Annotated in this window: 31 protein-coding genes and 3 tRNA genes; 5 read left to right on the top strand and 29 right to left on the bottom strand. The window is 41.9% G+C overall.

Annotation, left to right across the window (positions count from 1 at the left end):
* Positions 1–68: 68 nt before the first annotated feature.
* Positions 69–653: a flavin reductase family protein gene (locus tag FTV34_RS00400; protein ID WP_180068368.1), complete on the top strand. Its 585-nt coding sequence runs from the start codon at positions 69–71 to the stop codon at positions 651–653.
* 120 nt (positions 654–773) lie between these two features.
* Complete coding sequence (gene gloB, locus FTV34_RS00395; protein WP_180068366.1) at positions 774–1,508, top strand: hydroxyacylglutathione hydrolase; 735 nt, start codon at positions 774–776, stop codon at positions 1,506–1,508.
* A 12-nt stretch (positions 1,509–1,520) separates the two neighbouring features.
* Here the strand turns inward: gloB and FTV34_RS00390 are convergent, their stop codons facing one another.
* Entirely contained in the window at positions 1,521–1,793 is a 273-nt protein-coding gene (locus tag FTV34_RS00390; RefSeq protein WP_004786360.1) for a hypothetical protein, read from the bottom strand.
* 418 nt (positions 1,794–2,211) lie between these two features.
* On the opposite strand from FTV34_RS00390, the gene FTV34_RS00385 reads away from it, so the two are divergent.
* A complete protein-coding gene (locus FTV34_RS00385) occupies positions 2,212–2,415 on the top strand; it encodes a hypothetical protein (RefSeq protein WP_004786362.1) in 204 nt (67 codons plus the stop codon).
* 145 nt (positions 2,416–2,560) lie between these two features.
* Here FTV34_RS00385 and FTV34_RS00380 read toward each other — a convergent pair.
* The 3 genes from FTV34_RS00380 to FTV34_RS00370 form a co-directional block, all read right to left on the bottom strand.
* Positions 2,561–2,645 (bottom strand) — tRNA-Leu (locus tag FTV34_RS00380).
* 40 nt (positions 2,646–2,685) lie between these two features.
* Positions 2,686–2,759, bottom strand: a tRNA-Trp gene (locus FTV34_RS00375).
* A 33-nt stretch (positions 2,760–2,792) separates the two neighbouring features.
* Positions 2,793–2,877, bottom strand: a tRNA-Leu gene (locus FTV34_RS00370).
* A 520-nt stretch (positions 2,878–3,397) separates the two neighbouring features.
* On the opposite strand from FTV34_RS00370, the gene FTV34_RS00365 reads away from it, so the two are divergent.
* Both FTV34_RS00365 and FTV34_RS00360 read left to right on the top strand, forming a co-directional pair.
* Positions 3,398–4,423, top strand: a complete 1,026-nt coding sequence (locus FTV34_RS00365; protein ID WP_180068364.1) for a site-specific integrase — start codon at positions 3,398–3,400, stop codon at positions 4,421–4,423.
* A gap of 96 nt (positions 4,424–4,519) precedes the next feature.
* Positions 4,520–5,191: a hypothetical protein gene (locus FTV34_RS00360; protein ID WP_180068362.1), complete on the top strand. Its 672-nt coding sequence runs from the start codon at positions 4,520–4,522 to the stop codon at positions 5,189–5,191.
* A gap of 108 nt (positions 5,192–5,299) precedes the next feature.
* Here FTV34_RS00360 and FTV34_RS00355 read toward each other — a convergent pair whose 3' ends face one another.
* The 25 genes from FTV34_RS00355 to FTV34_RS00235 all read right to left on the bottom strand — a co-directional run bounded on the left by FTV34_RS00355 (position 5,300) and on the right by FTV34_RS00235 (position 24,755).
* Positions 5,300–5,815, bottom strand: coding sequence for a glycosyl hydrolase 108 family protein (locus tag FTV34_RS00355; protein WP_180068424.1), 516 nt, complete (start codon positions 5,813–5,815; stop codon positions 5,300–5,302).
* Positions 5,816–6,063: 248 nt separating this feature from the next.
* Positions 6,064–6,555, bottom strand: coding sequence for a hypothetical protein (locus tag FTV34_RS00350; protein WP_180068360.1), 492 nt, complete (start codon positions 6,553–6,555; stop codon positions 6,064–6,066).
* Between the two features lie 58 nt (positions 6,556–6,613).
* Positions 6,614–7,336 (bottom strand): leucine-rich repeat domain-containing protein, encoded by a 723-nt coding sequence (locus FTV34_RS00345; protein WP_180068359.1) that lies wholly within the window; start codon positions 7,334–7,336, stop codon positions 6,614–6,616.
* A gap of 3 nt (positions 7,337–7,339) precedes the next feature.
* On the bottom strand, positions 7,340–10,240 hold the full coding sequence (locus tag FTV34_RS00340) for a hypothetical protein (RefSeq protein WP_180068357.1): 2,901 nt from the start codon (positions 10,238–10,240) through the stop codon (positions 7,340–7,342).
* Positions 10,227–10,403: a hypothetical protein gene (locus FTV34_RS00335; protein ID WP_257226070.1), complete on the bottom strand. Its 177-nt coding sequence runs from the start codon at positions 10,401–10,403 to the stop codon at positions 10,227–10,229. Before FTV34_RS00335 ends, FTV34_RS00340 begins: the two co-directional genes overlap by 14 nt.
* Before the next feature lie 8 nt (positions 10,404–10,411).
* A complete protein-coding gene (locus FTV34_RS00330; RefSeq protein ID WP_218949113.1) occupies positions 10,412–10,720 on the bottom strand; it encodes a hypothetical protein in 309 nt (102 codons plus the stop codon).
* Between the two features lie 7 nt (positions 10,721–10,727).
* Positions 10,728–11,648, bottom strand: coding sequence for a phage BR0599 family protein (locus tag FTV34_RS00325; protein ID WP_180068353.1), 921 nt, complete (start codon positions 11,646–11,648; stop codon positions 10,728–10,730).
* A complete protein-coding gene (locus FTV34_RS00320; protein ID WP_180068351.1) occupies positions 11,648–12,859 on the bottom strand; it encodes a hypothetical protein in 1,212 nt (403 codons plus the stop codon). The genes FTV34_RS00325 and FTV34_RS00320 overlap by 1 nt, the downstream gene beginning before the upstream one ends.
* Before the next feature lie 42 nt (positions 12,860–12,901).
* The gene (locus FTV34_RS00315; protein ID WP_180068350.1) at positions 12,902–15,760 is read right to left on the bottom strand and encodes a hypothetical protein; all 2,859 of its coding nucleotides are present in this window, start codon (positions 15,758–15,760) and stop codon (positions 12,902–12,904) included.
* A 58-nt stretch (positions 15,761–15,818) separates the two neighbouring features.
* The gene (locus FTV34_RS00310; RefSeq protein WP_180068348.1) at positions 15,819–16,142 is read right to left on the bottom strand and encodes a hypothetical protein; all 324 of its coding nucleotides are present in this window, start codon (positions 16,140–16,142) and stop codon (positions 15,819–15,821) included.
* Positions 16,143–16,218: 76 nt separating this feature from the next.
* Complete coding sequence (locus FTV34_RS00305) at positions 16,219–16,866, bottom strand: hypothetical protein (protein ID WP_180068346.1); 648 nt, start codon at positions 16,864–16,866, stop codon at positions 16,219–16,221.
* Positions 16,867–16,927: 61 nt separating this feature from the next.
* A complete protein-coding gene (locus tag FTV34_RS00300) occupies positions 16,928–17,155 on the bottom strand; it encodes a hypothetical protein (protein ID WP_180068422.1) in 228 nt (75 codons plus the stop codon).
* Between the two features lie 77 nt (positions 17,156–17,232).
* Complete coding sequence (locus tag FTV34_RS00295) at positions 17,233–17,574, bottom strand: phage tail assembly chaperone family protein, TAC (RefSeq protein WP_180068344.1); 342 nt, start codon at positions 17,572–17,574, stop codon at positions 17,233–17,235.
* Positions 17,574–18,056 (bottom strand): phage tail tube protein, encoded by a 483-nt coding sequence (locus tag FTV34_RS00290; protein ID WP_180068342.1) that lies wholly within the window; start codon positions 18,054–18,056, stop codon positions 17,574–17,576. The genes FTV34_RS00295 and FTV34_RS00290 overlap by 1 nt, the downstream gene beginning before the upstream one ends.
* A 69-nt stretch (positions 18,057–18,125) precedes the next feature.
* Entirely contained in the window at positions 18,126–18,326 is a 201-nt protein-coding gene (locus FTV34_RS00285) for a hypothetical protein (RefSeq protein ID WP_180068340.1), read from the bottom strand.
* 9 nt (positions 18,327–18,335) lie between these two features.
* Complete coding sequence (locus FTV34_RS00280; RefSeq protein ID WP_180068339.1) at positions 18,336–18,704, bottom strand: DUF3168 domain-containing protein; 369 nt, start codon at positions 18,702–18,704, stop codon at positions 18,336–18,338.
* Positions 18,705–18,745: 41 nt separating this feature from the next.
* Positions 18,746–19,525 (bottom strand): hypothetical protein, encoded by a 780-nt coding sequence (locus FTV34_RS00275; protein WP_180068337.1) that lies wholly within the window; start codon positions 19,523–19,525, stop codon positions 18,746–18,748.
* Positions 19,526–19,623: 98 nt separating this feature from the next.
* The gene (locus FTV34_RS00270) at positions 19,624–20,094 is read right to left on the bottom strand and encodes an HK97-gp10 family putative phage morphogenesis protein (protein WP_180068335.1); all 471 of its coding nucleotides are present in this window, start codon (positions 20,092–20,094) and stop codon (positions 19,624–19,626) included.
* Positions 20,095–20,120: 26 nt separating this feature from the next.
* On the bottom strand, positions 20,121–20,396 hold the full coding sequence (locus FTV34_RS00265; RefSeq protein ID WP_179992020.1) for a hypothetical protein: 276 nt from the start codon (positions 20,394–20,396) through the stop codon (positions 20,121–20,123).
* Positions 20,397–20,500: 104 nt separating this feature from the next.
* The gene (locus FTV34_RS00260; protein WP_180068333.1) at positions 20,501–20,830 is read right to left on the bottom strand and encodes a phage head closure protein; all 330 of its coding nucleotides are present in this window, start codon (positions 20,828–20,830) and stop codon (positions 20,501–20,503) included.
* An 8-nt stretch (positions 20,831–20,838) separates the two neighbouring features.
* On the bottom strand, positions 20,839–21,129 hold the full coding sequence (locus FTV34_RS00255; RefSeq protein WP_179992022.1) for a head-tail connector protein: 291 nt from the start codon (positions 21,127–21,129) through the stop codon (positions 20,839–20,841).
* Complete coding sequence (locus FTV34_RS00250) at positions 21,126–22,568, bottom strand: phage portal protein (RefSeq protein ID WP_180068331.1); 1,443 nt, start codon at positions 22,566–22,568, stop codon at positions 21,126–21,128. The genes FTV34_RS00255 and FTV34_RS00250 overlap by 4 nt, the downstream gene beginning before the upstream one ends.
* 10 nt (positions 22,569–22,578) lie before the next feature.
* Complete coding sequence (locus FTV34_RS00245) at positions 22,579–22,746, bottom strand: hypothetical protein (protein WP_180068329.1); 168 nt, start codon at positions 22,744–22,746, stop codon at positions 22,579–22,581.
* A gap of 81 nt (positions 22,747–22,827) precedes the next feature.
* On the bottom strand, positions 22,828–24,168 hold the full coding sequence (locus FTV34_RS00240) for a phage major capsid protein (protein WP_180068325.1): 1,341 nt from the start codon (positions 24,166–24,168) through the stop codon (positions 22,828–22,830).
* Entirely contained in the window at positions 24,165–24,755 is a 591-nt protein-coding gene (locus FTV34_RS00235; protein ID WP_180068323.1) for an HK97 family phage prohead protease, read from the bottom strand. The genes FTV34_RS00240 and FTV34_RS00235 overlap by 4 nt, the downstream gene beginning before the upstream one ends.
* Positions 24,756–24,771 lie beyond the last annotated feature (16 nt).

Raw genomic sequence — 24,771 nt, 5'->3', positions numbered from 1 at the left:
AAGGGGAATTTTATATGCTGTAAATCAAATGATTTATTTTTCTCCCTTTTCACTCATTAAGGTTCTTTATGAACAATTCACATATTCAAACTGTACCTTTAGAAAAAGCCTATCGCCTGATCACACATGGTCCCACTGTGTTAGTGTCTGCCAATGATGGACGAGACACTGATGTCATGGCCGCTGCCTGGGCATGTGCACTCGAATTCAGTCCAGCAAAAGTCACCGTAGTACTGGATAAAAGCACCAAGACCCGAAAAATAATAGAAAATTCTGGCTACTTTGCCCTGCAGATTCCCACCCTCAAACAGCTGGAAATGGTCTATAGTCTGGGAACATTGAGTCTGTACAATGCCCCAGACAAACTGGAGCAGTCCGGTGTGCAGTTATTCAAATTCGCAGATCAAGAGATCCCAGTTGTAGAAGGTTGTGCCGCCTGGATTTTATGTGAGCTGATTCCCGAGCCACATAACCAGCAAGCCCATGACCTGTTTATTGGTAAGGTCATTGCCGCTTATGCCGATGATCGGGTGTTCCGTGATGGGCACTGGTTCTATCATGAAGTCAGCGAAGAATGGAAAAGTATTCATCATGTCGCCGGTGGTCACTTCTATACCATTGGCGAAGCTGTCGCAGTAAAAGATGCAGAATAAATAACCGATCTTTTTAAACAAATCATATAAAAAATTCTTGCAAACAGGCGACCTTGACCACAGTCAGACTGCCTGAATTTATGCTACTTTATCCATAATATCTGTTTGGTCTGATGTCTTATGATGCCGTTTAAAATCCACTGTATTGATGTCAAAAACTCATTACAAAATTATATCTGGTTACTTGAACATACACCGACGCATCAGGTCGTGGTCATTGATCCCACTGAAGCTGTGCTAGTTCAGGATTACTGTACCGAACATGGACTTGAGCTGAGTCAGATCTGGCTCACCCACTGGCATAAAGACCATATCGGGGGCGTTCCGGATTTAATTCAAAAGCAATCATTACCGGTATATGGCCCAAAAGCTGAGCTGGAAAAAATTCCGTTTATTAACCATCCACTTGAACATGACGACCAGTTCAGTTTTCATGGTGTTGAGGTACAGATTATTGCCGTACCGGGTCATACCCTAGGCCATATCGTGTATTTCCTAGATGCTATTGATGTGCTGTTTTGTGGCGACACTCTGTTTGCTATGGGCTGTGGACGGGTATTTGAGGGCACTTATCAGCAGATGTACCACTCTCTGGCTCGTCTGGCTGCCTTACCGCCACGTACTCAGGTTTATTGCACGCATGAATACACGCTGTCGAATGCACAGTTCGCCAAACATGTAGAACCGGATAATCCAGCAATTCTGGAGCGTTTCGAACAGGTTGAGCGTATGCGCATGCTTGGACAATGCACCTTACCCAGTACGATTGCAGCAGAACTGGAAACCAATCCTTTTTTACGCGCAGACAGTGTCGAAGAGTTTCAACGTTTACGCGTGATAAAAGACTCGTTTTAAACTTATAGCTGCTTAGAGTAGCTGATGCTTCTGAGCATAGTCATCCAGTTCTTGCTGGGTGACCACTCGTACCGCATTCATTTCATCAATCCTGACCAGCAATAATCCACCCAAAGCAGGTTGATAACGGCGCGCACTGCCAAATGGCGTATACGCCACCTTGGACTGCACTGAAAAATCCAGCCAGTCTTCATGGCCCAGCATCACAGCTACAGGCTCCTGCCCTTGTTGCTGCATAAGTTCAATTTGCTGTTTGACGTACTGTTCAATATTTAATTCAGTCATCATCAATCTTATTTAAATTATATCCATGACAGTATAAAGCGTTGAGCTTAAAACCATGACCTGAATACTTGGAAACTTTGCTGGATTGTATATTTTTAAGCCTTACTCAAACTCTAAAACTTTAAACCACGCTAATTCCTAATTTAAAATGAATAACAAATAAACAATTATTGATTTAAATATTTGAATATTAATAACTATTCAAAAAATTATTTAGGCTTAAAATTAAAATATTTAGTTACAACATCTTGAAAATAATAAAAAACATAGACTTAGATTAAAAACCCTATATTTCGTCTATATTATCTTGTTCATTAAATCCGCAAATTCAATTAAATTAATTTAAATAAGGGTATTTGCCCTTTAAAACGAAAATTCTCACCCTTATCTATGATTTAACTGATGAAGGAGTTATCTCGTGAAAAAAGTGGTTAAAGCAAAAAACGTTCTCGCATTTAGACTTTGGTTAGAAAAATTGGGGTATTCGGTTCGCACCCTGGCAGACAATCGTGGTTTTAGTTTCAGTTTTAAAAAAGAATATGGTCTGGTGACTTGTGATCTTTCAGGTAATGCATTGGCCATGCAACTGGGTGAGGAGTTTGAAGATCATCTGAAAGCTTAAATTAGATTAATCAGTACACTCATGATTTACCCTTTTATTTGAGTAAAATTTTCTTATTCCTATAATCAGCCCATTTCGATGGGCTTTTTTTCGTTTAAAAAATTTCAGGCGAAAAAAAACAAGGCATCAACCTTGTCTCTTTTGATGGTGGGGACGGAGAGACTCGAACTCTCACACCTCGCGGCGCTGGAACCTAAATCCAGTGCGTCTACCAATTTCGCCACGTCCCCATCAGGGTACCAACTTAGTGTCGGACTTTTTTTCAAACTTTGGCAGAGGATCAAGGATTCGAACCTTGACGAACGGTTTTGGAGACCGTCATGCTACCATTACACCAATCCTCTACTCGGCCATTTTACTCAATCTCTTGAGTAAATTGGTGGGGACGGAGAGACTCGAACTCTCACACCTCGCGGCGCTGGAACCTAAATCCAGTGCGTCTACCAATTTCGCCACGTCCCCGATGGCTGTGTATATTATAGAGATAGCAGGTCATTGACAAGTGATTTTACAAGCAATCACTGCCTATTCCGCTATAAATTAAACAGTTAATGCAATTTTTTTATTTTTTATAAGATTTAACAAGAAAACTCGGCCTTATGAGGTTTCTTTGCTACTGCTTTGAACTTAATCTCTAAGCTTGTCTAGCTCAGTCTCAGCAGATCAGACCTCTAGAACCTCACTTATCTTGATCGAGCATGTTGTTTAAACAATAAATGAATCCAATACAAAGAATAAAAAGCCGAGCCAATAAAAATGTCGCACTAAATTTCAGGCAAAAAAAAACAAGGCATTAACCTTGTTTCTTCATATATGGTGGGGATAGAGAGCATATCGCTATTAAACTGAAACCCTTATTCTGTAAGGGTTTTTCTTTTAGCCTTTGATTTTTAATAAATTAATATTGTATTAGAATGTATTGTAATGTGATTTAATACATCATCCAGACATCTAATTTGCACCAAATCTGCACCACGACATTATGAAAATACCAAAGGCTATTCAACGCGGTGATAGTTGGCGTATTTGCGTCAATCATCAGAACAAGCGTTACACCTCTACCCATGATACAGAAAAAGAAGCTTTAGAGTGGGCAGCTCGAAAAATTATTGAACTTAAAGACGCGGCTAAAGCATCAAAAGGTGAATTGCCTAAACATACTTATCAAGAAGCAATTGAGTATTACCTTAAGAATGTGACGCCAAAAAAGAAAGGTGCACGCTGGGAAACTTTGCGCTTAAGAAAGCTGATCCGCGATAATCCGCAATTAGTGTCAAAAAACCTTACGGATCTTAAATCATTTGATTTTGTGAAATATCGTGATGCCAGAATCAAGGATGTGACTGCGACAACTGTTTCAAGGGAAATGGAATTGCTTAGCGCGGTACTGCATTGTTGTATCCGTGAATTAGGTTGGCTGCATACCTCTCCTATGACTACAGTATCAAGGCCAAAGCTGCCACCACCACGAAATAGACGCGCTGCAGATCATGAGATTGAAGCTATTTTAAGTGCCTGCTCTTATGTTGAAGGTGAGCCGGTTAAAACTAAAGGTCAAGAAGTCGGCTGGGCAATGTTGTTTGCACTTGAGACTGCAATGCGCCTTGGTGAAATCACAGCGATGACCTGGAAGAATGTTCACATTGATAAAATGTATGTGCATCTACCAGACACCAAAAATGGTCTTGCTCGGAATATTCCATTGTCCGAGCGTGCTGAAGAATTGCTGCGCCACATGCAAGGTGTAAATAGTCCTCGCGTTTTAAGTATTGAATCAGACTCCCTATCCTCTTTATTTAGACAATATCGAGATAAATGCGGTATTCAGGATTTAAGATTCCATGATTTGCGCCATGAAGCCACTACTCGCATGGCCCAGATTATCCAGAACCCTGCCGATCTAGCCAAGATTACCGGACATACGGATATTAATATTCTGGTGAACACTTATTACAATCCAACTGCTACCGAGGTTGCACAACGATTAAGAAATGGACTTAGGAGATAACAATGAAAACATGGACCTACTTTTACATAGAGCACACGATTAAAAATGGGGAGGTTTTTAGGAAGGAGCCTGGGTGGGCTGTAAGGCATAGTTGTTTTGATTATCTGGGTAAGTGTGGATTTAGTGAAGATTAGAGTTTTTTTATTTGTATCAGTATTAATTAGCTTAATATTCTTTGCATTGTCTTATTGCTACTACTACCTAGAAACAAGTCAAAGACTTCCGTTGGAGAGAGCGGTATCTATTACTTTTTCTTTTATAGGCTCCATAGGCACAATTGCATCAATAATATTTGCTCTATATTTTTATAATAAACAGCAAGAGGGGCAGAAAAAACTAATAGGATCCAATCAACCAATATTCATACTAACAACATCTGCCTTGGAGAAATCCACTGACTCAACAAGGCAGCCATCTTATTCTTTTGATATCAACATTAAAAATTTTGGCCATCTAGCCTCAAGCTTCAGCTTAGTAAACGTCGGCTCCGCAGAAGGTCTAGACAGTAAGATAATAATTGAAATACCAGATGCTTTTGTTTCTCTTTTTAATCGGGATGATTCTCATAGTTTTAGGGTAAACATCTCAAATATATTTGATATTCAATCATATCCAAACACAAAAAATATTAGTTTCGATCTGTTATTGTCATATATGGATAAATTTAATTCATCAAGATTTAAAGTATATGCATTAAGCATAAATGAAGATGGTGAGCCTAAATTAATGCCCTTGAAGGATCATCACTTGCTTAGCTTTAATGGTTAGGCATTCGCACACCCATAGTATCGATTATTCATTAAAGTAAAAAAACAAAGCCCTCATGTGAGGGCATTTATCTATTTTACTAGAATATTGTCAGTCTAATGAATAGGGTTAATTATCTCGCGCTGCATATTTTAGGTTATCCGCAACACGATTCGTCCAGCCTTTGCCATAGGTCGGCCATGTTTTTAATGATGTATAAAACCTTAGTCGCTCAGCAGTCAAAGTTAGAATCACATCATTTAGATCCTGAGCATTCACGGCTTCCATGGTTTTAGGGCCAATGATTCCATCTGTGGTTACACCTACTGCCTGTTGCAGCTCCATCACTGCACGCTTCTTTCCAGCATTAATCGCAAAATCCCAAAGCTGAAATGTGATAGCGGAATGCAGGCCATTACCACCCAATTTATCCCACCAGTCTTTTTTGTAGATTTCTTTGGCCTGAGTAAGCGTAATGTTTTTAATATCCAGATTTGGATAAGTATTTGCAGCAATGCCGTACTTAGTGCCCTTCAAGATACCCACTCCGACTTTACCCCCAGTCCAGTTGCCCGGATCTCGTCGATCTATAGTGTAACCACCTTCATGTCCAATCAAGCGCCGGAATGCTTCATCAAAGGTAATTGAATCGGCAGGCAGCTTTGCAAAGCCTAGAATAGTTGGCTCAGGATGTAGCTCTGGCTGGTATTTCTTTTTCCCAAAGTAAGCCAGTGCTGGCAGAACAATGGTTAAAATCAGTGAATGATATTCAGCCGGGATAAGCTGCGTGTTAATCCCTTCCTGCAGTAAAACAGGAATGACACCCAATAAAAAAGCCCCAATCAGGGGCCATTTAACGCTGGTGTATTTCAGCGCGTTTTCTTGTAAAAAATTCATTTCGTTTCACTCATGTAATTGCGTTCATAAAGTTTGTTGCGGATTTCATCTAATATTCTTGATGTTTGATCGCCCTGTTTTTCGATAATCATGATTCGTTGGTCATTGTTGGCTGTCTTGGATTGAGTGTCTCGAACATCATTCGATAGCGTGTACCACGAACCCACAATCCCTGAAACCAAGGCTATACCACCCCATTTAAACCACTCACCAAGAGTATCAATTCGGGTTTTGCTGGTCTTAAGCTCACCAACATCTCTTTGAATTTTCTCAAGCTCTGACTGGAAATTGGTCTGGGTTTGCAACAAGTCAGCTCGGGTTTGCTGGTGGTCTTTGCTAAGCTGAGTGATAGTCATGTCTAATCGATCAAGCTTCTGTGGAATGTCTCCAAGCTTGTCTATCTTCTGACACATATCAGTCATCTTGTCAGAGAGCAGCATAAGTGAGCCTGCGCTTGCCACTGGTGGATCAGTTGTGTAGTCGGCCATTGCGCCCCCTAAATATTGGTAATAAAAAAGCACCCGGAGGTGCTGATGAATTTAAAATTTATAAATCACCGACCATTTTGCTAGCATACTTAGACCAAAACGGAGCGGCTTGATATGCCGCAAGTGATGCTGCTGGAACATGAAATACACATGCTGAGCGAATGCTTGCAAATGCATCATCAAGCAGTGTTGGTGGTGTTGGCGGCTTAATGTATAGATTCTGCATTCTCGTCAGATAAGCAAACGCTTGACCATTAATCTGAGTAACACCATCGCCGATTGTGATATTTAACATATATGCATTTGAGTCAAACGCATAGGCGCCAATGGTTGCTACAGAATTCGGAATAACAACCCCATTTAACTTGGCCCATCCTGAAAATGCCCGCTGCCCAATTGTGAGCAAGCCCTCCGGCAAAGTTAGGTTTACAGCATTCGACCACCCGGAAAAAGCATAATCTCCAATTGAGGTTGCGCTAAGTAAAATTAAAGAAGTTGCTTTTAGGAAAATCTGTGTATTTGCCCCAGTATTAAAAGCATTGTTTGCAATCGATGGCAAATTAATAGTCACTGATGTAATGCCATTTGGAAAATTAGCAAGACTTCCTCCAAACTGAATTACGCCACCACCATAAGGGTCGGAGGGTGCAAACAGTTCAATGGTTTTTGTTGCTCCGCTTTTTTCTGCCGTTACTATAACTTTCTGACCAGCTGTATAGTTAGATGAAAAAGGGACTGTAAAGTCCCCATTTGCATCTGCAACTGCAGTATATGTTGCCATTATCTATCCCTCAATATTGATCGTAATCGTCGCACCAGGTTCGCTTTTCCCCGTAATTTTTGAACCATCTGCCTGCATATTTGCTTGCAATGATTCATCAATGTTTACGGTTATGTTTGCAGTCGGCACAGTATTTCCAGCGACTTGAGATTTAGTTGCTGTAGCTGTCAAAATCAAGCTTGCTGCTTCAACAAAGAATGAATGCTCAAACACTTGAAATGAATCATAGCCATCACGTGCGGACCATAGGCGCAATGTGTGCGGTTTATTTGGCACTAATGCAGATGAAGGAATTGTCGCGGTGTTTGTAGTGATGTCACTTGCGCTATCTAAAATTGCATTCTCAGAGATAAGCTCATATGAGTATGTAACACCACTCTCTACAGTCACACCTTTATCAAAAAATCCAAGAATCTCACCGCCTGTTTGCTGCAATCGGTTTCGGTCAACCCAAGTCAAAACAATATCACTTGTCACCAAAATAGTTTCGGGATAGTAAATATCATTGAATTTTACATTGGCTGGTGGATATGGTCGGATAGCCCGCGCTTTAATTTCAATCGGAAGACCTGTTGCTGAAAGCTCTTGAATGCCGCTCGGCGTAGTTGTTAAAACTTGCGCTTCAACAATTTCACTTTGTGCGTACTGAGTAGCATCAAATGCAACATCCGGAAGATCGAATACGAATAAAGACCCGCTACTATACTTTTTCGGCACAGTATCCAGCACTCCACGCTTCACAGTTAAAACTTTCGTTTCAACATCAAAGCTCACAAACCCCATCCACTCATCATTCAGTAAAATTAGATTATTTGAGTTTGCTGTTTGGGTTAATGAACCTGTGACTGTAAATGATGATGTTGTTTCTACAATCGGCTGATCAAGCTGTAAAATATCGCAATACTCAAGACGAGAAACTTGCTCAAATTCACCCACACCCCCATCTGTGTAAAGCAAAGCGTTCAATGAGTTGCTTTGTGGTTTGGCTGCAATTGCTACTACATAGCCAATATCAGGATTATTGGATAATTCCAAGTCTGCATTTGTCTGCCCGGCACGAAGCACTGTTAGATAATACGGAGCTTCAAATACTGCATTCATGCTTGGCTGCGGTGGCTGTGGCGCTGATTCAACCGGAGCATCAACTACAATCGAAGTATTCATTTCACTTGAATACGGAATCACTTCTTCAAAATCAATCGTTACAGTATTGTCCGCACCATTACCTAGATTGATTTTCATAATACGAACAAGGATTGTGCCATTCCATTTTTTAGACCAAGACAAACGAATTAAATCGTATCTATTCCATTTGCGAGCTTCACGCCAACCGGTTGTGAAACTCCCCGACCATGCAGGCGTTGAGAACTGTTTTAATTTCCAGTTCGCCACAATCTCAGCATTGCGCATATTCATGAAATACGGGAATTCGATAGACTCAGCATTCGCATGGCCCATTGTGAGAATTGAGCCATTTTCATAGACTGAGAAAGTCGAATTCTTGATGCGTGGTCTGTCGTAATACGTAACATTGAGCTGATTCACAATGTCGTCACTATTCATAACTTCAAGAGATAAATCTTTGATCTTGTTTTCAGCAACAGAGTGGATTTCATCTTCCGCAAACCAATCATCACGAAATAAAACCATCTCATATAGACCGGTTTGACGGTTGACGCGAATGCCAGCTTCAATGTGATAGCAAAGCTCTTCAATCGCTTCGATACATGATTTCTCATCAATCGCCCACGACACGCCCAGACCCTCATCCCAGATTCGATCCGCAGCTTTCATAAAATTCGCGTCATTCACATCAGATTCAGGTTTACTCATTGCTGTATCGTCTGTAAGAATTTCGCGGATTTTATGAATTGGGTTAATATCAGGGGCTTCTAATTTACTGTAGTAATCTGGCGGATGAACAAAACCGAGCGTTATTCTTGCGAGCGCTGTAATTGAGCCGCTAGAGGATCCTCGGCCATGCAGTTCTATCTTTGGAATACCCATAACAGGCAATAATCCAGAAACAGTGATTATTTTGTTTCCGTTGCTATCGCGTGGCGTTTCAGTTTTAACTTCATTTAATAAGCCTGGATAACTGTAGTTGTTATTATCAAAACCCCACTCTATTTCAATATTGGTTTCGGCATAGCCCATTAATGCATCTGGAAATAACAAACTTAACTCACCATTGTAAAATGCAGATGGATCAGGTAACCCACCACCACCAACGCCAATTGATGCAGTATGGGTGGGCATAACTGATGTGCCTGAGTTATACATTGACGTTGCAGAGTCATACTTCATACTATTGATTGAAGTATCCCCATCTGCATCATATTTAACATTAAAATTAAAGGGTAGTGCACGGTCTGCTGTGCCACTATTTATATAACCATCAATTGCGGACTTTAAATCATACCACTGCCCATCACCATTATTCTTTACATGAATCCGCTTCACCCAAAGCAACATCTCTTTCATGTAGCCTGAGTTGCCAACATAGAAAGCTGACTTCCCACTAGCTCCAAGAGTATTGGCTACCTCCTCATATATCCCACCGACACCAGAAAAATCAGGCCCTCCTTCCCCGCGAAATACCAAGTATGATTGATAGGGGTAGCCAGAAACCAAAGGAAAGTATTTTTGGTATTCTGCATTTGGCTCTTGGTCTGGTGTGCCAAAATGTATATCGATCTGCCCGGATACTCCCCCTTCATTTTCACCAAAAAGATTGTTCTCTAGCACGGGAAGTAGATTTGGTGGGTGCTTTAACGGATCATGAATAACCCATTTTCGATTATCAAAATTGATTCCGATCAGTTTTTCAATACGATTACCAATAAAAGCCGCGAATTTGGCGTAGTAACGATAACCAACAACCTGCGAACTACTTTTTCCCATTTCTCGCCACCTCTATCACCTGCAAAGCCATTGCATCTTTTGTGTTTATGAAATCCTGAGCATCTCGACCATTTTTTAAGAAATCCTGCCAATCCCAACCTTGACGTAAAAAAAATGCCCGGGTTCCGCCCGAGCACATTTTTGCTTTCCGAATATCAGACATATAAATCTTCATTTTTTACCGCCTTTCTGCTTAATTGGCGAGGTCGTCTTACCCCAAATATCTGTAATGTTTGCATGAACATGAGGACTACCTGCAATGTCGCAAAATGAAGTACCTTCATCAGCAATTGTACCGTCCAGCTGATTTGGCTTTGGACGGTTTTTCTTCTGCATTTTACGCATTTGCAGGAAGGTGTAGACCCCAACAATCAGAGAAACGGCACCAGCAATCAAAGCACCAATCAATAAAGGTGCGATTGAGGTAGAGACAGGAATATTACTCGGATCAAAACCAGTAAGAAGTAATTCGATATTCATATTTACTCTACTTAATTAACTGCGTTTCTAATGGGTTTTCAGTCGGAATATTTGGATGACCACCAAAGCGCTTGTGATTGTTAAATTTCTCATGACACATTTTCAGTGACTGATCACAACCTGGTGCAACTCGTACCACACCACCAACCTTCAGGTCGATATGCTGGCGATATAGTCGGATGCTGCCATTTACGTCATTACCGACAATAAAGGTAAACACACCATCTTTTTTAAGCACACCGCGATTCAACCAACCAGGTGCGTATGATTTGATTTCCATGACCGGATCACCATCTTCAAAAGTGGGATTACCCAGACCATCCAAAACAGGTTGGCCTAGCTCATCGAGTACCGGGATCCGTTCAAATACCAGATTGCCTTCCTCATCTTTGACTTGAGTCGGATTGACAGCAAAAGTCACATCAAGACCATTGATCGCAGTCACTGTTACATCGAATGACCACTCGTTAAAATCCAATCCACAAAACTTGTCGTAAATGTTATTCATACACGTACGCTGAAATTTACGGGTCAAAATCTTGCGACGCATAAAGCTTTCTGCAGTCGAGCAGATCAGCGTCATTGTATTGTCACGATCATCAAATTCAGGCTGAGTCACACGTCCTTTAAACTGTACCAGTGATTCACCAGCATCCAGTTCAATCAGGGTGAAATACACTGACTCTAGATAAATCTTATTTAAGAACACCTGGGTAAAGCTGTCATCTGCATCATTGAATAGTGGATATGGATGCGGAAAAGTCAGCTCGACTTCACACTTATCAATATCCGCATCTTCAATATTCCCACGGCTTAAACCGCGCACTGGGTAATACGTAATGTTGTTATGGGTAATCGCTTTACGTGCACTGGTGAAAAACCATTGCTTATCCCCATGCTTAAATTGATAAAGTTCTGAACGTGTCATTAGTTATCAATCTCCACGATTGGAACAGTAATTCTCGATTTTCCAGCGCCTAAAAACTGAAATTCAATCTGATCTGCATCCAGGCGATGCAAACCTAAATAGCAAATGGTTTGAATGTCATTTCGCAGGGTGTCAATTGCCGGTGAAACAGTAAGTGATCCACCAGTCCGATCGGTAATTTCATGCGCTGACCAGGTGCCATCCTTGCGTTTGACTGCGATATGCTTGCGGTCGGCTTCAATGATGTATTTGGTATTGGTGCTTAAACTGGTGGTGATGTTGCCGGTATTTAAAATATTCAAATGCTTTTCATATAGTGGCATCCAGAAAGCCCGGGACCGACCAGATCGACGGAACAAAAACCGGCGATAAGCATTGAACTCTGACCAGTCCTTTAAAACCGAAATGAATGGCTTTAAATACTTGGGTTTTGCATGATGGGTATACTGCTGAAAACCACCCACCGCACCGTCAATAATGTTTTGATGCTGGGTCAATGTCATTTCCAGTGAGTCACCATCGAGCAGTAAAGGCTTCCAGTAAATATCCTCACCCTTGTACTGCCCTGGCACGTCACCTTCATGCTCTGGTAAATCTTCAGCCAGTACTCGGAAAATAACTGAAACATTGGACCAGAAACCGCCCGCATTGATTGAAGCATCACCATCGATAATGCAGATCCGCAGCGGCATGATCACAGCATTGGTTACAGTCACATTTGCAGCCAAACGGAAGCCATCCTGGTATTCAGTGATCAGTTCTTGAATTATCTCATCCGTTTCCGGGTCCCGGATTTCTTCCTGAATGATGATGTAGCGGCCACGACTGACAATCTCGACCACTTGACTACCTTCACTGCTCTCAATAAAAGCAAAACCGACTCGAAGGTCGGCTATGGTGTCTGCTGCATCCAGAATGATGTAATCATCATCCACAATATCTGGAATGACTCGTTTCACCTGCCGCAGCGGAATGCCCCACTGTTTGCGCAGATTGGCATACAGCATGTGAAACATATCACCCATGGCTTTACGCATTTCTGTGTATTTGAAATTCAGGATCTGACGCGGTGCATCGCAAAGTGGATAGCGTTCTTCACTCCCATCAAAAGATTCATGAACCTCTGTCATCCACTCCAGGCGCTCGGTTGATTCTAATAGAGGGCAATTTGTTAATACATGCACCTCGCCATATGACGTTTGTATTTTCATTTTGTCCTCAAATTGATAAAAATAAAGCCCACCGAAGTGAGCTTATGCAAATCCTAATTCCCGTTTGTTCTGCTTGAAGAACTTCACGAAAGCTTTCTTGCCATCTGGCCCAAACAGGTAATCCCCGAGTTTTTCGCGCTCATCTACGATGACAAAGTTTGGGTTTAGATTGACGTTTGGTGATGAATTGCTTTCACGCGACTCATTTAAATATCGAGTTAAATCCTTATTTTGCTCAGGATTCAAAACACGCTCTCCACCATCAAGCAGCCAAGTACCTTCCCTTGGAATGTTATCGATACCATCATGGGCCATACCAGTTAGATTCACCGACTTCATGCTTGCAGCCTGTGCAACCTGTAAAGCTGCTGCAGCCGCACCGACTGCCGGCGCAATATATGGACCAACGTATGGTGTACCCACCACAGCATCATAAGCCTTAGAATATGCCGCTGGAATGTTCAGCATTGCCTGAGCTACTGCGAAAGCCTTTTGAGCAGCAAACAGTACTGCATAGGTTTTAGAGTTTTCATCAACTAATGCAGCAAAACCACCAAGCATAGACTGCATATAGGACGCTGAATATTTGGTTTGCAGCATCAATTTGTCTTGTTGGTACTTTTCCTCATTCAGCAAATCGAGTTCACGCATTTTTTGCAATACTTCAAACTGCCGCTCTAATGGATTTTCTTCATACCCCATCACATCGCGGTAATCCTCAATCGCACTGTCGCGCTCATAAGATTCTTCGAGGTTTTGTTGTGACAGAGAGCCTTGAATTAGTGCCTGTTTCATTGCTGGCGAGTATTCAGAAGTGTTGAGAATTTCCTCTCGCACTAATGCATAATATTCGCGAGCATATTCACCAGCAGTCATCCAGTTGCGACTAGCTTCAAGCAGTTGCTTTTTATCACTCAGCTCTTTTTGTTTTTGAGCCTCCTGATATTTAGCAACGTCTTTTTCGTATGCGGCTTGCTGAAGGGTTAGGTATTTTTTAATGGCAGCATCATCACCAGCATAAGCCACATTGATTGCTTTGATGGATTCTGAGTTTTCGTACTCTAACTTTTGCAGTTCACTGTAATATTGACTTGCAACAGACTGTTGCGCCCTGAGTCTTTCATCATGGATTCGTTTAGCCTCTTCATTTGTGGATGCAATTATGCCTAATTCGGCTTGAGCATCTTTAAGCATCTCGCTTGTGCCTTTATAACCAAGGACAGACACATGCACATGCCCACCAGTAGATCGACCAGATGGATTTGCATATTCATTAATTGCTTTAATAGTGAAGCCATATTTTTTGGCTACTTCTTGTAGTCGCTTAATTGAAGCATTAGCCTCGCCTGCATCCTTAACAGTAAAGTCAAATGCCTGACCAACCGCATGCTTGCTGTTAGTTCCCTTGTGATAACTATCATTGAAAGCTGTAAAACGGTTAAGCTGAGAACCCAAAGCATCCTGAGCCAGTTTGGCAAATTCCGCTGTGTAGCCTCTTACTTTGCCACCAGCAATAGATTCGCTAGATTTAATACGTAGCCCATTCAATGCTGAAGCACCAACAAGACCATTAAGCTTTGCTTGTTCTTTCGCTAACTTTTCAGCTGCTTTTGCCTGCTTTTCTTTAGCTTTAGTGTTTTCATCGGCCGTCTTGGTGTCTAGAGCAATGCCTTTTGCCGACTTGGTAGAAGCTGAATTGACAGCCAGAATAGCATTGACTAGATTGTTAGATGATTTACTTGCAGTGGAACTAGATTCACTTAATGAATTTATGCGAGTTCCATAGTCATCAAGAGTGGCAGTAATATCATCAAACATAATATTGATGGTATTGATCTTTTCACCCTTAAGGGCAGCAATTGCAGCAGCTACGCCACCAATCAATTTGCCAGCAATACTAAAAGCCGCCGAGACTCCAAGAGCAACTTTAGTAACACTTCTAAGTACAGAGCCTATACCCTCACCAACCTGTTGAAGTTGAATGCCGTTTTTTGATGTGCCGAAAATCGCATTTGCTACATCCACGATGGCGGGCATAAATCCTGAGACCAGTTGGTTTTTCCAGCCTTGGAATTGCAGATTAACAGCCTGTGTTTGTGCTGCTAAAAGTTGAGACTGCTTGATAGCTTCTTCTGTTTTGAGGATGCCCGCATCTTCCAGCGCCCTTCCGTAGTCATCTAGAAGCCGGCCATTTTCCGCAAATAGTGGCGCAAGGTTGCCCAGATCTGATGCCAAGCTCTCAAATACAAACCGACGTTCTTGCGATGTTACGCCAAGCTCATCCAGTTTATCGTTAAGCATTTGAATGGCTTCGATACCATCTTTGCCTTGGAGTGTTTTGGAAAATGATTTGATCTGATCTTCAGATAATTTTGTATTGTTTTTTAGTGCATCAAAGAAATCAGCAGCCCCACCGCCTTGAGTTGCGCTAAATTCACCAAGTTTTTCTTGAGTATCAGCCAAAATAGAACCAAGCTGATCCTGGGACACACCTAAACCTTGGGATGCGTACTCTAAAATCTGAAAACTTTTTACGCTTGTGTTGGCTCGATTTGCCAGAACTAGCAGCTGGCTATCTGCTTTAGCTGTTTCAATCGCTAAGTGGGTTAATCCACCAATAGCAGCAGCTATGCCGCCCACAGCCATGCCTGAAAGTGCTGCGCCAGCAACCAAAACTCCGCCTTTTAAAGATCCAATTTTTGTATTGAAAGAGTCAACAATCGAACCCAGTTGAGTTCCACCCAAAGCATCTGCTACCTGATCCTTGAATCCAACGAAAGCTTTATTCATGTTATCAGTGGTTTGTTTGGTTTTGCGTTCCGCCTGCGTCATGCCCTGTTCAAATGAACCGAGCTTTACCGCTAAATCTAAGGTCAACCGACCAAGGGATGCTGCTGCCATAACTTTTCCTCAGGCAATAAAAAACCCCGCTGGTGCGAGGCTTTAATACTTAAAAACTTTAAGAGTATTTCTTAATACAGCTTCTATATGCTGCCGTATAGGTAGCCAATGCCTGAAATTTAATACCCTGTTCTGTGTATTCTTTTGGCAAAGTGTAGATTAAATTAGTTAATATTCTTTTTATTTCCTCTCTATACTCTCGATCATCCCATTCATCAACTAGCTCGAGCTGCTCTTTCAGGGTTTCACCTTTATATTTATTTTCCAGTAGCTCCATAACATATTTTGAATACCCATCACAGCGCTCATCTAGGGTTCGCTCTTGAGCATAAAGAAGCGGTGTAAAGCCGGCCATTAAAACCGCTATTAATGTTTTTTTCATGTGAATACCCTTCAATAAGTAATCACAAGATACTAACTAAACAGCCAAAAAGAAACCTCCCGAAGGAGGCTTGCTTTTAGAAGTTGTATCGAAGGCCAACTTTGTAGGTTACACCATCAACATCTAGTTCGCTGCTTGAACCAGAACCGCAAATATTGCCATAACAAACTTCGCCGCTTGTATTCCATAGCCATTTATAACCAAGCGCAGCGTATACTGTTAGTGTTGGCTGAAAGTAATGACCAACTTCTAACTCTACAGGCAATACAAAATAATCTAAATCAATCGCATAGTCTTTTGCTGACAACCAGGCATAACCTACACCAGTGGAAACTATCCCATAGTTATTATTTTGGTTGAATAATCGATAGCCAAACTTTGAATAAATTTCAGAATATTTCCAGTCGCTATCAGCTTGATAGGTAAATCCAAGTCCTGCAGAAAGATTCTCCTGAACCCCCATTACCCCTAGATCAATACCACTAAAATTAGAGTCGCCACCCACATTTTCCGCACCAATTCTTGATCCAGAAAAAGCAGCATTAAAACTTACATAATCACCAAGGGCAGAAGAAGTGCTAGATGAGTAAGATTTCTTTGGTGCTTGATATTGCACTGGCTCACCCATTGGTGCTGGCTCACCTTGCTGCACCATTAATGGCTTGTTCGCTACTGCAACTGTCGAAACAACCCCAACAACCCCAGCTAAAATTAATTTTCTCATTATATTTCCCCTATTATGGTGGGGATAAGATACTTTATTCTTTAGGTGAAAAGAAACCAACCTAAGTCGATTCCCCTCCAAAACTTTGCATCATATATTCTTCAAGTGAAAGCTCTGTTGGTGGATCCTCGTGAGGCATAAAGGATTTCGCTTTCACATTTTTAACACCTTTAGATCCCATGTAGGTCGCCATTAGATTACCAAATCCCTGTTCTATGCGTCTGCCAGTAAAAAAAGAGCCGCGCTTATTTCTAAACGCGGCCCATTGCGAAACCTCAGCATTAGTCATATTGGATTTAGCTTCAGCAATTGTGCGACCACCCACCCCATTGAGAACCAGTTCACACCAGAATTCATCGTCTGGCGTTAATCGGACTTTCCCTCTTCATCCTTTGGTGCTTTTTCAATACCCAGAATTTTATTAAATACAGCACCTGCCAAAGATGGCGTGAAGTTTGTTGATACCTGCTTTTGGGTTAGATAGACGTTGCCGTCATCATCAACCAATGCTTTAGAAATCCACTCAGCAACCACATCTTCACCTTTATTTAATCTCTTAAATAATGGCTCGGTAACCGCGTAAGGCAATTGCTTGATGCGAATATCAACAGTTTCAGTTTTTCCATGATGCTTGAATTCAACTTCAGCCTCATGAATATCATTAACCAATGCACCTTGTGCAATATCGCTTAGATTTAATTTAGCCATTATGGAGTCACCACTGCTGGATCACGGAAGATTGTAGTTACACCTGATGTGCGCACCAGAGTGAATGAATAGGTAATCAGAGAATCTTGGGCAAGATCATCAGGTGAAGTTGGGTTTAAGTAACCTTCAAAAGTCCACCAGACACGATCACCTGGTAAATCAATTGTATCGGTTGCAGTGTCATATTCAGGTGGTGTTTCTGCATGGCTTGAGCCAACATACCATTCAACTTTTTCACCAGATTCAGCTAATTGAATTAGCTTGATATGGCTTGCATTTTCATCATCCAACTGAATAGAAATAGAGCCCTCACCCGGATCACGCATACCGCGCTCATAGTTTTTAGTGTCAGAATCAAGGCATGTCGCATCAATCTTGCCAAAAGAGTCTTGACCAAAGCCAAAACCTGAATAACAACTGAAGCGAACAACTTCTTTATTTACGACCGCATATACATGCGTTTTGTTTGTCTTAACTGCCATGAGTAGCTACTCCTCAATTTTAGGCATAAAAAAAGCACCCGGTTGGGTGCTATGTGGAAATTTGGAAATCTATTTATCTTTAATCATGTGATCTGGTGGCTTTGGTGGTTCTGCCCAAACAGTTGAGTCAGCAGGCTGAAAGCTCCATCCAGAACATTCTCGGAAAGTATTGTGTTCAGCATCATAGATAAGAATTGATGGACCATTAGCCCACACATAACACTCTTGATTATGTTTCGGCTTTTCATCACCTATTGTTTTCCATTTCATCTTCAATTCCTATCGATCCAAAAACCAATTTGCATCAAAGCCACGACCAAAAATATTGGTATCAGCAATGCGCTCAAAATGGTTCGGGTGAATACCGGTGACGTAACAATGTGGCTCTAGCGTTTTACGGATCATTTCACGCATATCGGAGGAGCGCTTTTTTATCGTATCGTAGACCACAATCTGAAAGGACATGTGATCTGCGTTAGCTGGACAATCCAAGTTATTTTGTGGATCCCCGCCAACCACCGACCAGACCGCATAGGGATAAGGTGTTTTGTAAGGCGCAATATCCTCATAGACTCGCACAGGATTGCCGAGTCGCCCGTACAGGTCGCTATTGGCCTGAAGAAGATCTTCAATGGGTAATGTGCTCATAATTCTTCCATTAAAAAACCGCCTTTCGGCGGTTCGTAAAATTAAGCTGCTATATCTGGCATTTTGGCGCCTTTCGACAAATTATCGAATGCCCATAAGGGTTGTAAATTCGAATAATGACAAAGCTGAATTAATTCATCTTTAGTCTGAGCTGATGCCAATGGAATAATGTGATCAACATGCCAATCACCATAATTATCCCAACTCATTCCATCTGTAAACTTTGAGGCTAAATATCCTCTTAAAAACTCCCAAGTACAACCAAGATACTTGTTGGTCTTCGTGGACTGCTTTTCCCCGCGCTTAGCAAGTTCAAATTTAAACCTAGCTCGCATATTCTCTTTGATGCCGAACATCTTATCTACTTGTCTTCTGTTTTTTCGGTACTTGCGGTTGTATTCATTGCGCGATTCAGCATTTACCCTTTGATATTCCGCTTGCTTTCTAAGGTATTCCTGCCTGTTTCGCTGATAATAATCCCTATCCCTACCATTAATTACTTCTTTGTTTTTTTCACGATACTCTTTTGCTTGAGAAAGCACCGCATCCCTATTATCCTCATAATACTTGCGATGATTCTGCTTATATTGCTCTATTTTGTTTTGGTAGCATAACTTTTTTGCTTCAGAAACCTTTTCGGGGAATTTCTCCCTATAAGATTTTGCCCTATCAAGATATTTTTGCTTATTCCTTAAGTATTCTTCACGCTTTCTAACCTTACAACAAGCTTTACACTCTTTGCCGAATCCATCTTTACTTGCAGTCTGCTTGTGAAATTCAATTAAGGGTTTTTCTGCTCCACATTTACAACATTTTTTCATACTTACCACCGCTAAATAGTAATACGCTAGTTTGAGGTGTCGGCAATGTTCTAGCGTAAACACTTTCGGGAGCTACCCTAGCCGACCTTTGAATTATATCATAATTTTGCTAATTCTTTCTCAATTTCTTGGTTGAAAGATGTAGCAAATTGATTTGTTACTTGGGATATATTGCTGGATAAGGCGGGTCTCATAAAAGGTGTGGCAGGCATCTTGGCACTGCCAAACTCCAAATATCTCCAATAGGTCGTGATTCCACCAGATAACTTGGATAAGGCAGCCTTATCGGTATTTGCATTCTGTGCAGCACCACCACGCACACCGACACGCATCACCACTTCATTCGAGTTTCGTGTTTTCCCTGCGGCAATTGCAATATTTTTCCAAATCTTTTCGCTTGTTTGCGGGTCATCAATGCTTTTTGCACCTGATCGAGCCGCATCACGCACAACAGCCATCGCTTTACGAGCAGAACGCCTTGCAGCATTCTTGATTAAGCGAGGATTTCCAAGTCTTTTAAGCTTTTCCTGAACCTCATCCAAGCCTTCAATTTTAAATTCTGCTGACATAAGCGCCTCGCATTAAAAAACCCGCTCTAGGCGGGCTGTTTTTCAAAAATAAATTCCACTTCCATATAGCGCATGGGTTGGTCGGGATCTACTTTCTTAAAATCCAATATTTTTAGCGAATAGCTATTTTCATTCTTAGGCAACACTATGTCATCAATACCACCAATAGAAGTACTTACGCCTATTTGCTGCCACTCCATAATTGCGATAGATGTAAACTTACTACCTAATTCAGCATTTTGGATTTTGGTAATTTCTTCAGGTTTGAACCATTTTTCGAGTTCAATAATATTTTTATTCATTTGCACCTCTGCAAAACCTGATTAATGAGTGCGGAAACCACTCAGGTTAAGTGGCTTTCAGTGATCAGCCTATCCGCTCAATAATTATACCGAAATCAGCACAATTAAGACACTAAAGACAACTCCAATGTCATATAAATCCGACCGTTTTCGTTGTCTGGCTTTGGTGGCGAAACAATCTGGAATGTCTGACCATCAAATAAAACGCGCATACCAGTGTCAATATCACTACGCTTACGCAGTTTTAGCCGGGCTGTGGTTTCTGATCCGGCAGCTTTGGCGTTTAAGCTATCCTTCACAGAAAGGAATTCTAATTTAGACCAGAGCTTCTTATATTCAGTCCAAGCTTCGGTTTCATAGTTGTATTCATCATAGACCGTGGTTTTATGCTGAATCGTTACACGATGGCATAGTTCGCCGGCACGCTGGGCCATAGATCACCTCAAATCGCTGTAGGCTTACGATATGGATAAAGTAGGCTTTGAACCGGCATCGGCAGAAAGTTGCCATTTACCGGCATTTCCTGCTCAGCATTGCGGTACTGATCCCAATATCCACACAACAATAAAATTGCCTGATGAATTGCTTTAGGATAATCAGATTCAAACTCATCAGTGATGTAATTCAACACCACTGAATCTGCTGCATCTAAATATCCCTGAAGCATCAAGTCATTTGAATCATCGTCATAGCGCAAATGCTCTTTTAGGGTCTCAAGACTCACAATACTCATTCTTCACCCCATTTCTTTTGCGCCAATTTGAAGTTTTCATGGCTAAATTCGCCTGAATGATCCTTTTCACAGTGCCATAATGAGCCTTTATGCGTCACAAACTGGCCAGATTTATACTGATTTTCAGCCTTAAAAATGCCTTGATATTGGCCTTTTTGGTCTGAATTTTCGGTATTTTGAGGCGTATTTGGTGCAGATTTACCAAAAGGATCATCCATCTGGTCACGCTTAGACAATGCTTCAAGCGAATAGTTCTGCTGCTGCATGTAAACCGTGTCACCGCCTTCCAATGGGCTTAAACCAAGCTTTTGACGCGCCTCATTCGGTGTCATGATTGCCGCGCCCACACCTTCTTTAAGTCGCTGCATCTGAGACACCGAATCCATGCGAATCAATGTATCCAGATCAAGAAAGGCTTCCAGATTGGAGTCTTTCAAGCCAAGGCTTTCATCAAGCAAGTTTTCCCGAGCTTCAATCAAACTCTGTAAACAGTCTGAATAGTAAATTTCATTCAGATCGGAAACTTTTTGACCGGCTGGAATGGTGCCAATACCCAACTTGAATTGCGGCACATGGAAAACAGCACAAATGACTTCGTTGCTCATTCGCATCTGCTCAATCAATTGAGAATCAGCAGCTGAAACTGTGATTGCTTCGAATTTCAGACCATCACCAACCACCGCAGTGCAGCCTGCATTGGCACCACCATAGTTTTCATTCCACTGCTGTTTAACAAACTTTGCTTTTTCCTCAGAGATTGGCCCGGGTGCTGTCAATATTCCACCTGGTCGACTGTTATTTCTGAAATGGGTGCGCTGGCTTTTCTGGATTTCCAAGCCATGCCCTGCTGCTACCGCACACGCTGTAATCGGCGACAAGCCCACAAGTGGATGGTAAAAACAGTTAATGCGGTCATGAATGATTTCAGATGCTGGCACGACTTCATGCGAAGTCTGATTAAGCCGATCATCATTGAGCTGATAAAAAACATCACCGGCATCACTAATCAGTGGTTTTGTCAGGTCGGGGTTTAACACTTTCAAGCCGACAACCTTGCCTGAGAAGATATCCCGAACCTTCATCACATAGGTATTACCGCGAAGCAGTAATGATGTGGTCCATTGTTCGCTAAATTGCTGCCATGTCTGGTAGTGATTTGGCTTATTTAGGACGCTAAAACGCTCTGGAATATCTTGATCAATCCAGACACCCTGCTGCTTCTTTTTTAGCAGAATCGGCATCTTGCCAATATCTTGAGAAATTAAAGACACACAACTAAATACTGCATGATGTGCTGCAAGATCTTCCCGAGTCAGTTCATCATTCTTTTGCCAAGCGCCAGAATAAGGCTCCTGCACAAAAAAAGAAGTCCACCCTTGGTTTGAATGGACTCCTTGGAGGGATTTCTTTTTACCAAATAAATTTCCGAAAAAGCCCATTCTTTACATCCTATTCTTTGGTTTTATCTTCTTTTTTTGCTCTTGGTGATGCCTTTTTAGGCTCAACATAGGCCTCTGCTACACCAATTTTGAGCAATACATTTGCCTGAAAATCAGGAATCTCTTTAATATCCCCGACATTGGAATCGTGGGTCATCTTTAAATATTTAATCTTCATAGACTGTTCCTATAGCTAAACAATTGTGATGCTTAGATATAAAAACAGCCCCGATTAAGGAGCTGTTTTTGGCAACTTGGATTAGCCACCAGTTGGTGTGTAGTCCAGGAATGCTGCAGCAATCGGACGACGTTTCGCCCAGGTGATGAACTTCTCAACACGTACCGCAAATTTGTTTTCTTGCCATAAGTGATGAGTCGTACCACCATCAACCAGAGTTGCTTGATCAGAGTAAGACACATCCACACCACCATCCTGAGCAAGCAGGATTTCAGAAGTTTTCACAAGAATGATTTTGTCGCCGACTGTTTGTGATGTGATTACAGGGATACCCATCAATGTACGAGTACCGCGAAGTGCCATGCCTTGGAAGTAGGTATTTCCTAGCGCATCACGAAGCAAGCTGATTTGAGCCGCGCGTGTTTCCGACATGATGAAGTATGAGCCATCCAATGAAAGGTTGGCTGCCACAAAGCTATTAATCAGAGCCAATAGGTCAGCCTCATATGCTGCCGCAGTGGTCCCAGTATTTGCTGTTGCTGTCACCCCATTTAAAACACCCGCAGGACGAACCGCTGTGGCAGCACCCGCATCAAGGAAGGTGTTATCAATTAAGGTTTTTGATGCTTCAATTAAGTCATCACGAACCAAGACATCTACGGCTGGATCAGAGCGGCGCATTAATTCCTGCGTGTAGACAGTAATCGCAGCAAGCTTGTGCTCTTTGATTTCCACTTCACCATAGGTTGGGTTTGTTAATGGTTTTGGAGCACCTTCACCCACCCATGAAGCGGTACCGCCGGTTAACTGGCTTGGGATTTTCGAGTTGAACGGCACATTACGGAAACCTGTAAGTTGATCAAATACAGTTGCAGCGCGAAGCATGTCAACAAATTCACCAACAAGGCGGTTTTCGGTAACTAGTGATGCTGCAAAGCCCGCATCAGTAGTGGTGCCTAATGTGGCTTTTGTTACCAGATCCTGAACTTCATCGCCGAAGCCACGCTCTTTCGCAATATCAAGTGCAGACTTATAGTTACCTTCTTTTGCTGCTAACTGTGACAGGATTTTTGCACGAGCATATTGAGCAAAACCAACACCTTTAGCGAGTGGCACAATTTCAATTTTTGGCTTTTTGCCTTCAGGATCTGGATCGCCTTTTGCTGACTTTGTAGCTTCTTCAGCAGTTTGACCAGCAACAGGAGTTGCGGTTTTTGCAGCAGCTTCAGTGGCAGCAATTTGCTTTTTAGTGCGTTCAATATTCACTTCAATCGCTGCGATATCTTTTTCAATCGCCTGAATTTCTGCTTCAGTCGCTTCATCGGGAGTGCTGCCCGCTTCTGCTGATTTTGATAATGCTGTTTGCATTGCTTGGTTTTTTTCAGCCAATGCTTTAAGCAGTTTTGCTAAATACTCTTTCATAATTTCACTCCACCCTTTGTTGGGCTATTAAGTTTTACGACAACGTGTTTTTGTTCAGGTGAAGCGCCACCTGGAACGTCTTGAGGTTTTTTGCCCAACGCGGCTTTGTGTTCCTCAAATGCTTTTGAAAATTCTGTTTCTGATTCACGGTTACAAGGGATAGTCACCAATGAAAGCTCATACCATTCCCATGAGTTGAACTGAATGCCACCACCCTTGATCATTTCCGCCTCATCCCAATTCGGGATAAAGCCGACTGATAAGCCTTTAACCAAGTCGTATTTCAGCGACTGATACGCCTCATCTACCCGATCCTTTAAGACACCCGGTTCTTCAATTTCAGGGATGTGGATTTCGACTTCAATGCCATTTGCGGTGACTTTTGCGCTTGTCACCTGCCCGATTGCTTTTGTTGGGTCATGATGGAAAAGCAAAGGCATAGGCAGATTAAACTCTGCGCCTTTTGGCACCATCACATCCTTGGCGCGATCTTGATTTGGTGTGCTTGCGATTCCTTTGAAGGTTCGCTTTTGCTCATCAAGGCTCTTAATTTCGACAGAGCCAAAGGTTTTATGTAGAGCAGACATAAGGCTCTCCCAATAA

This window comes from Acinetobacter sp. YH16038 (genome assembly GCF_013417275.1).
Taxonomy (GTDB): domain Bacteria; phylum Pseudomonadota; class Gammaproteobacteria; order Pseudomonadales; family Moraxellaceae; genus Acinetobacter.
This window is presented reverse-complemented; position numbering and strand designations above follow the sequence as displayed.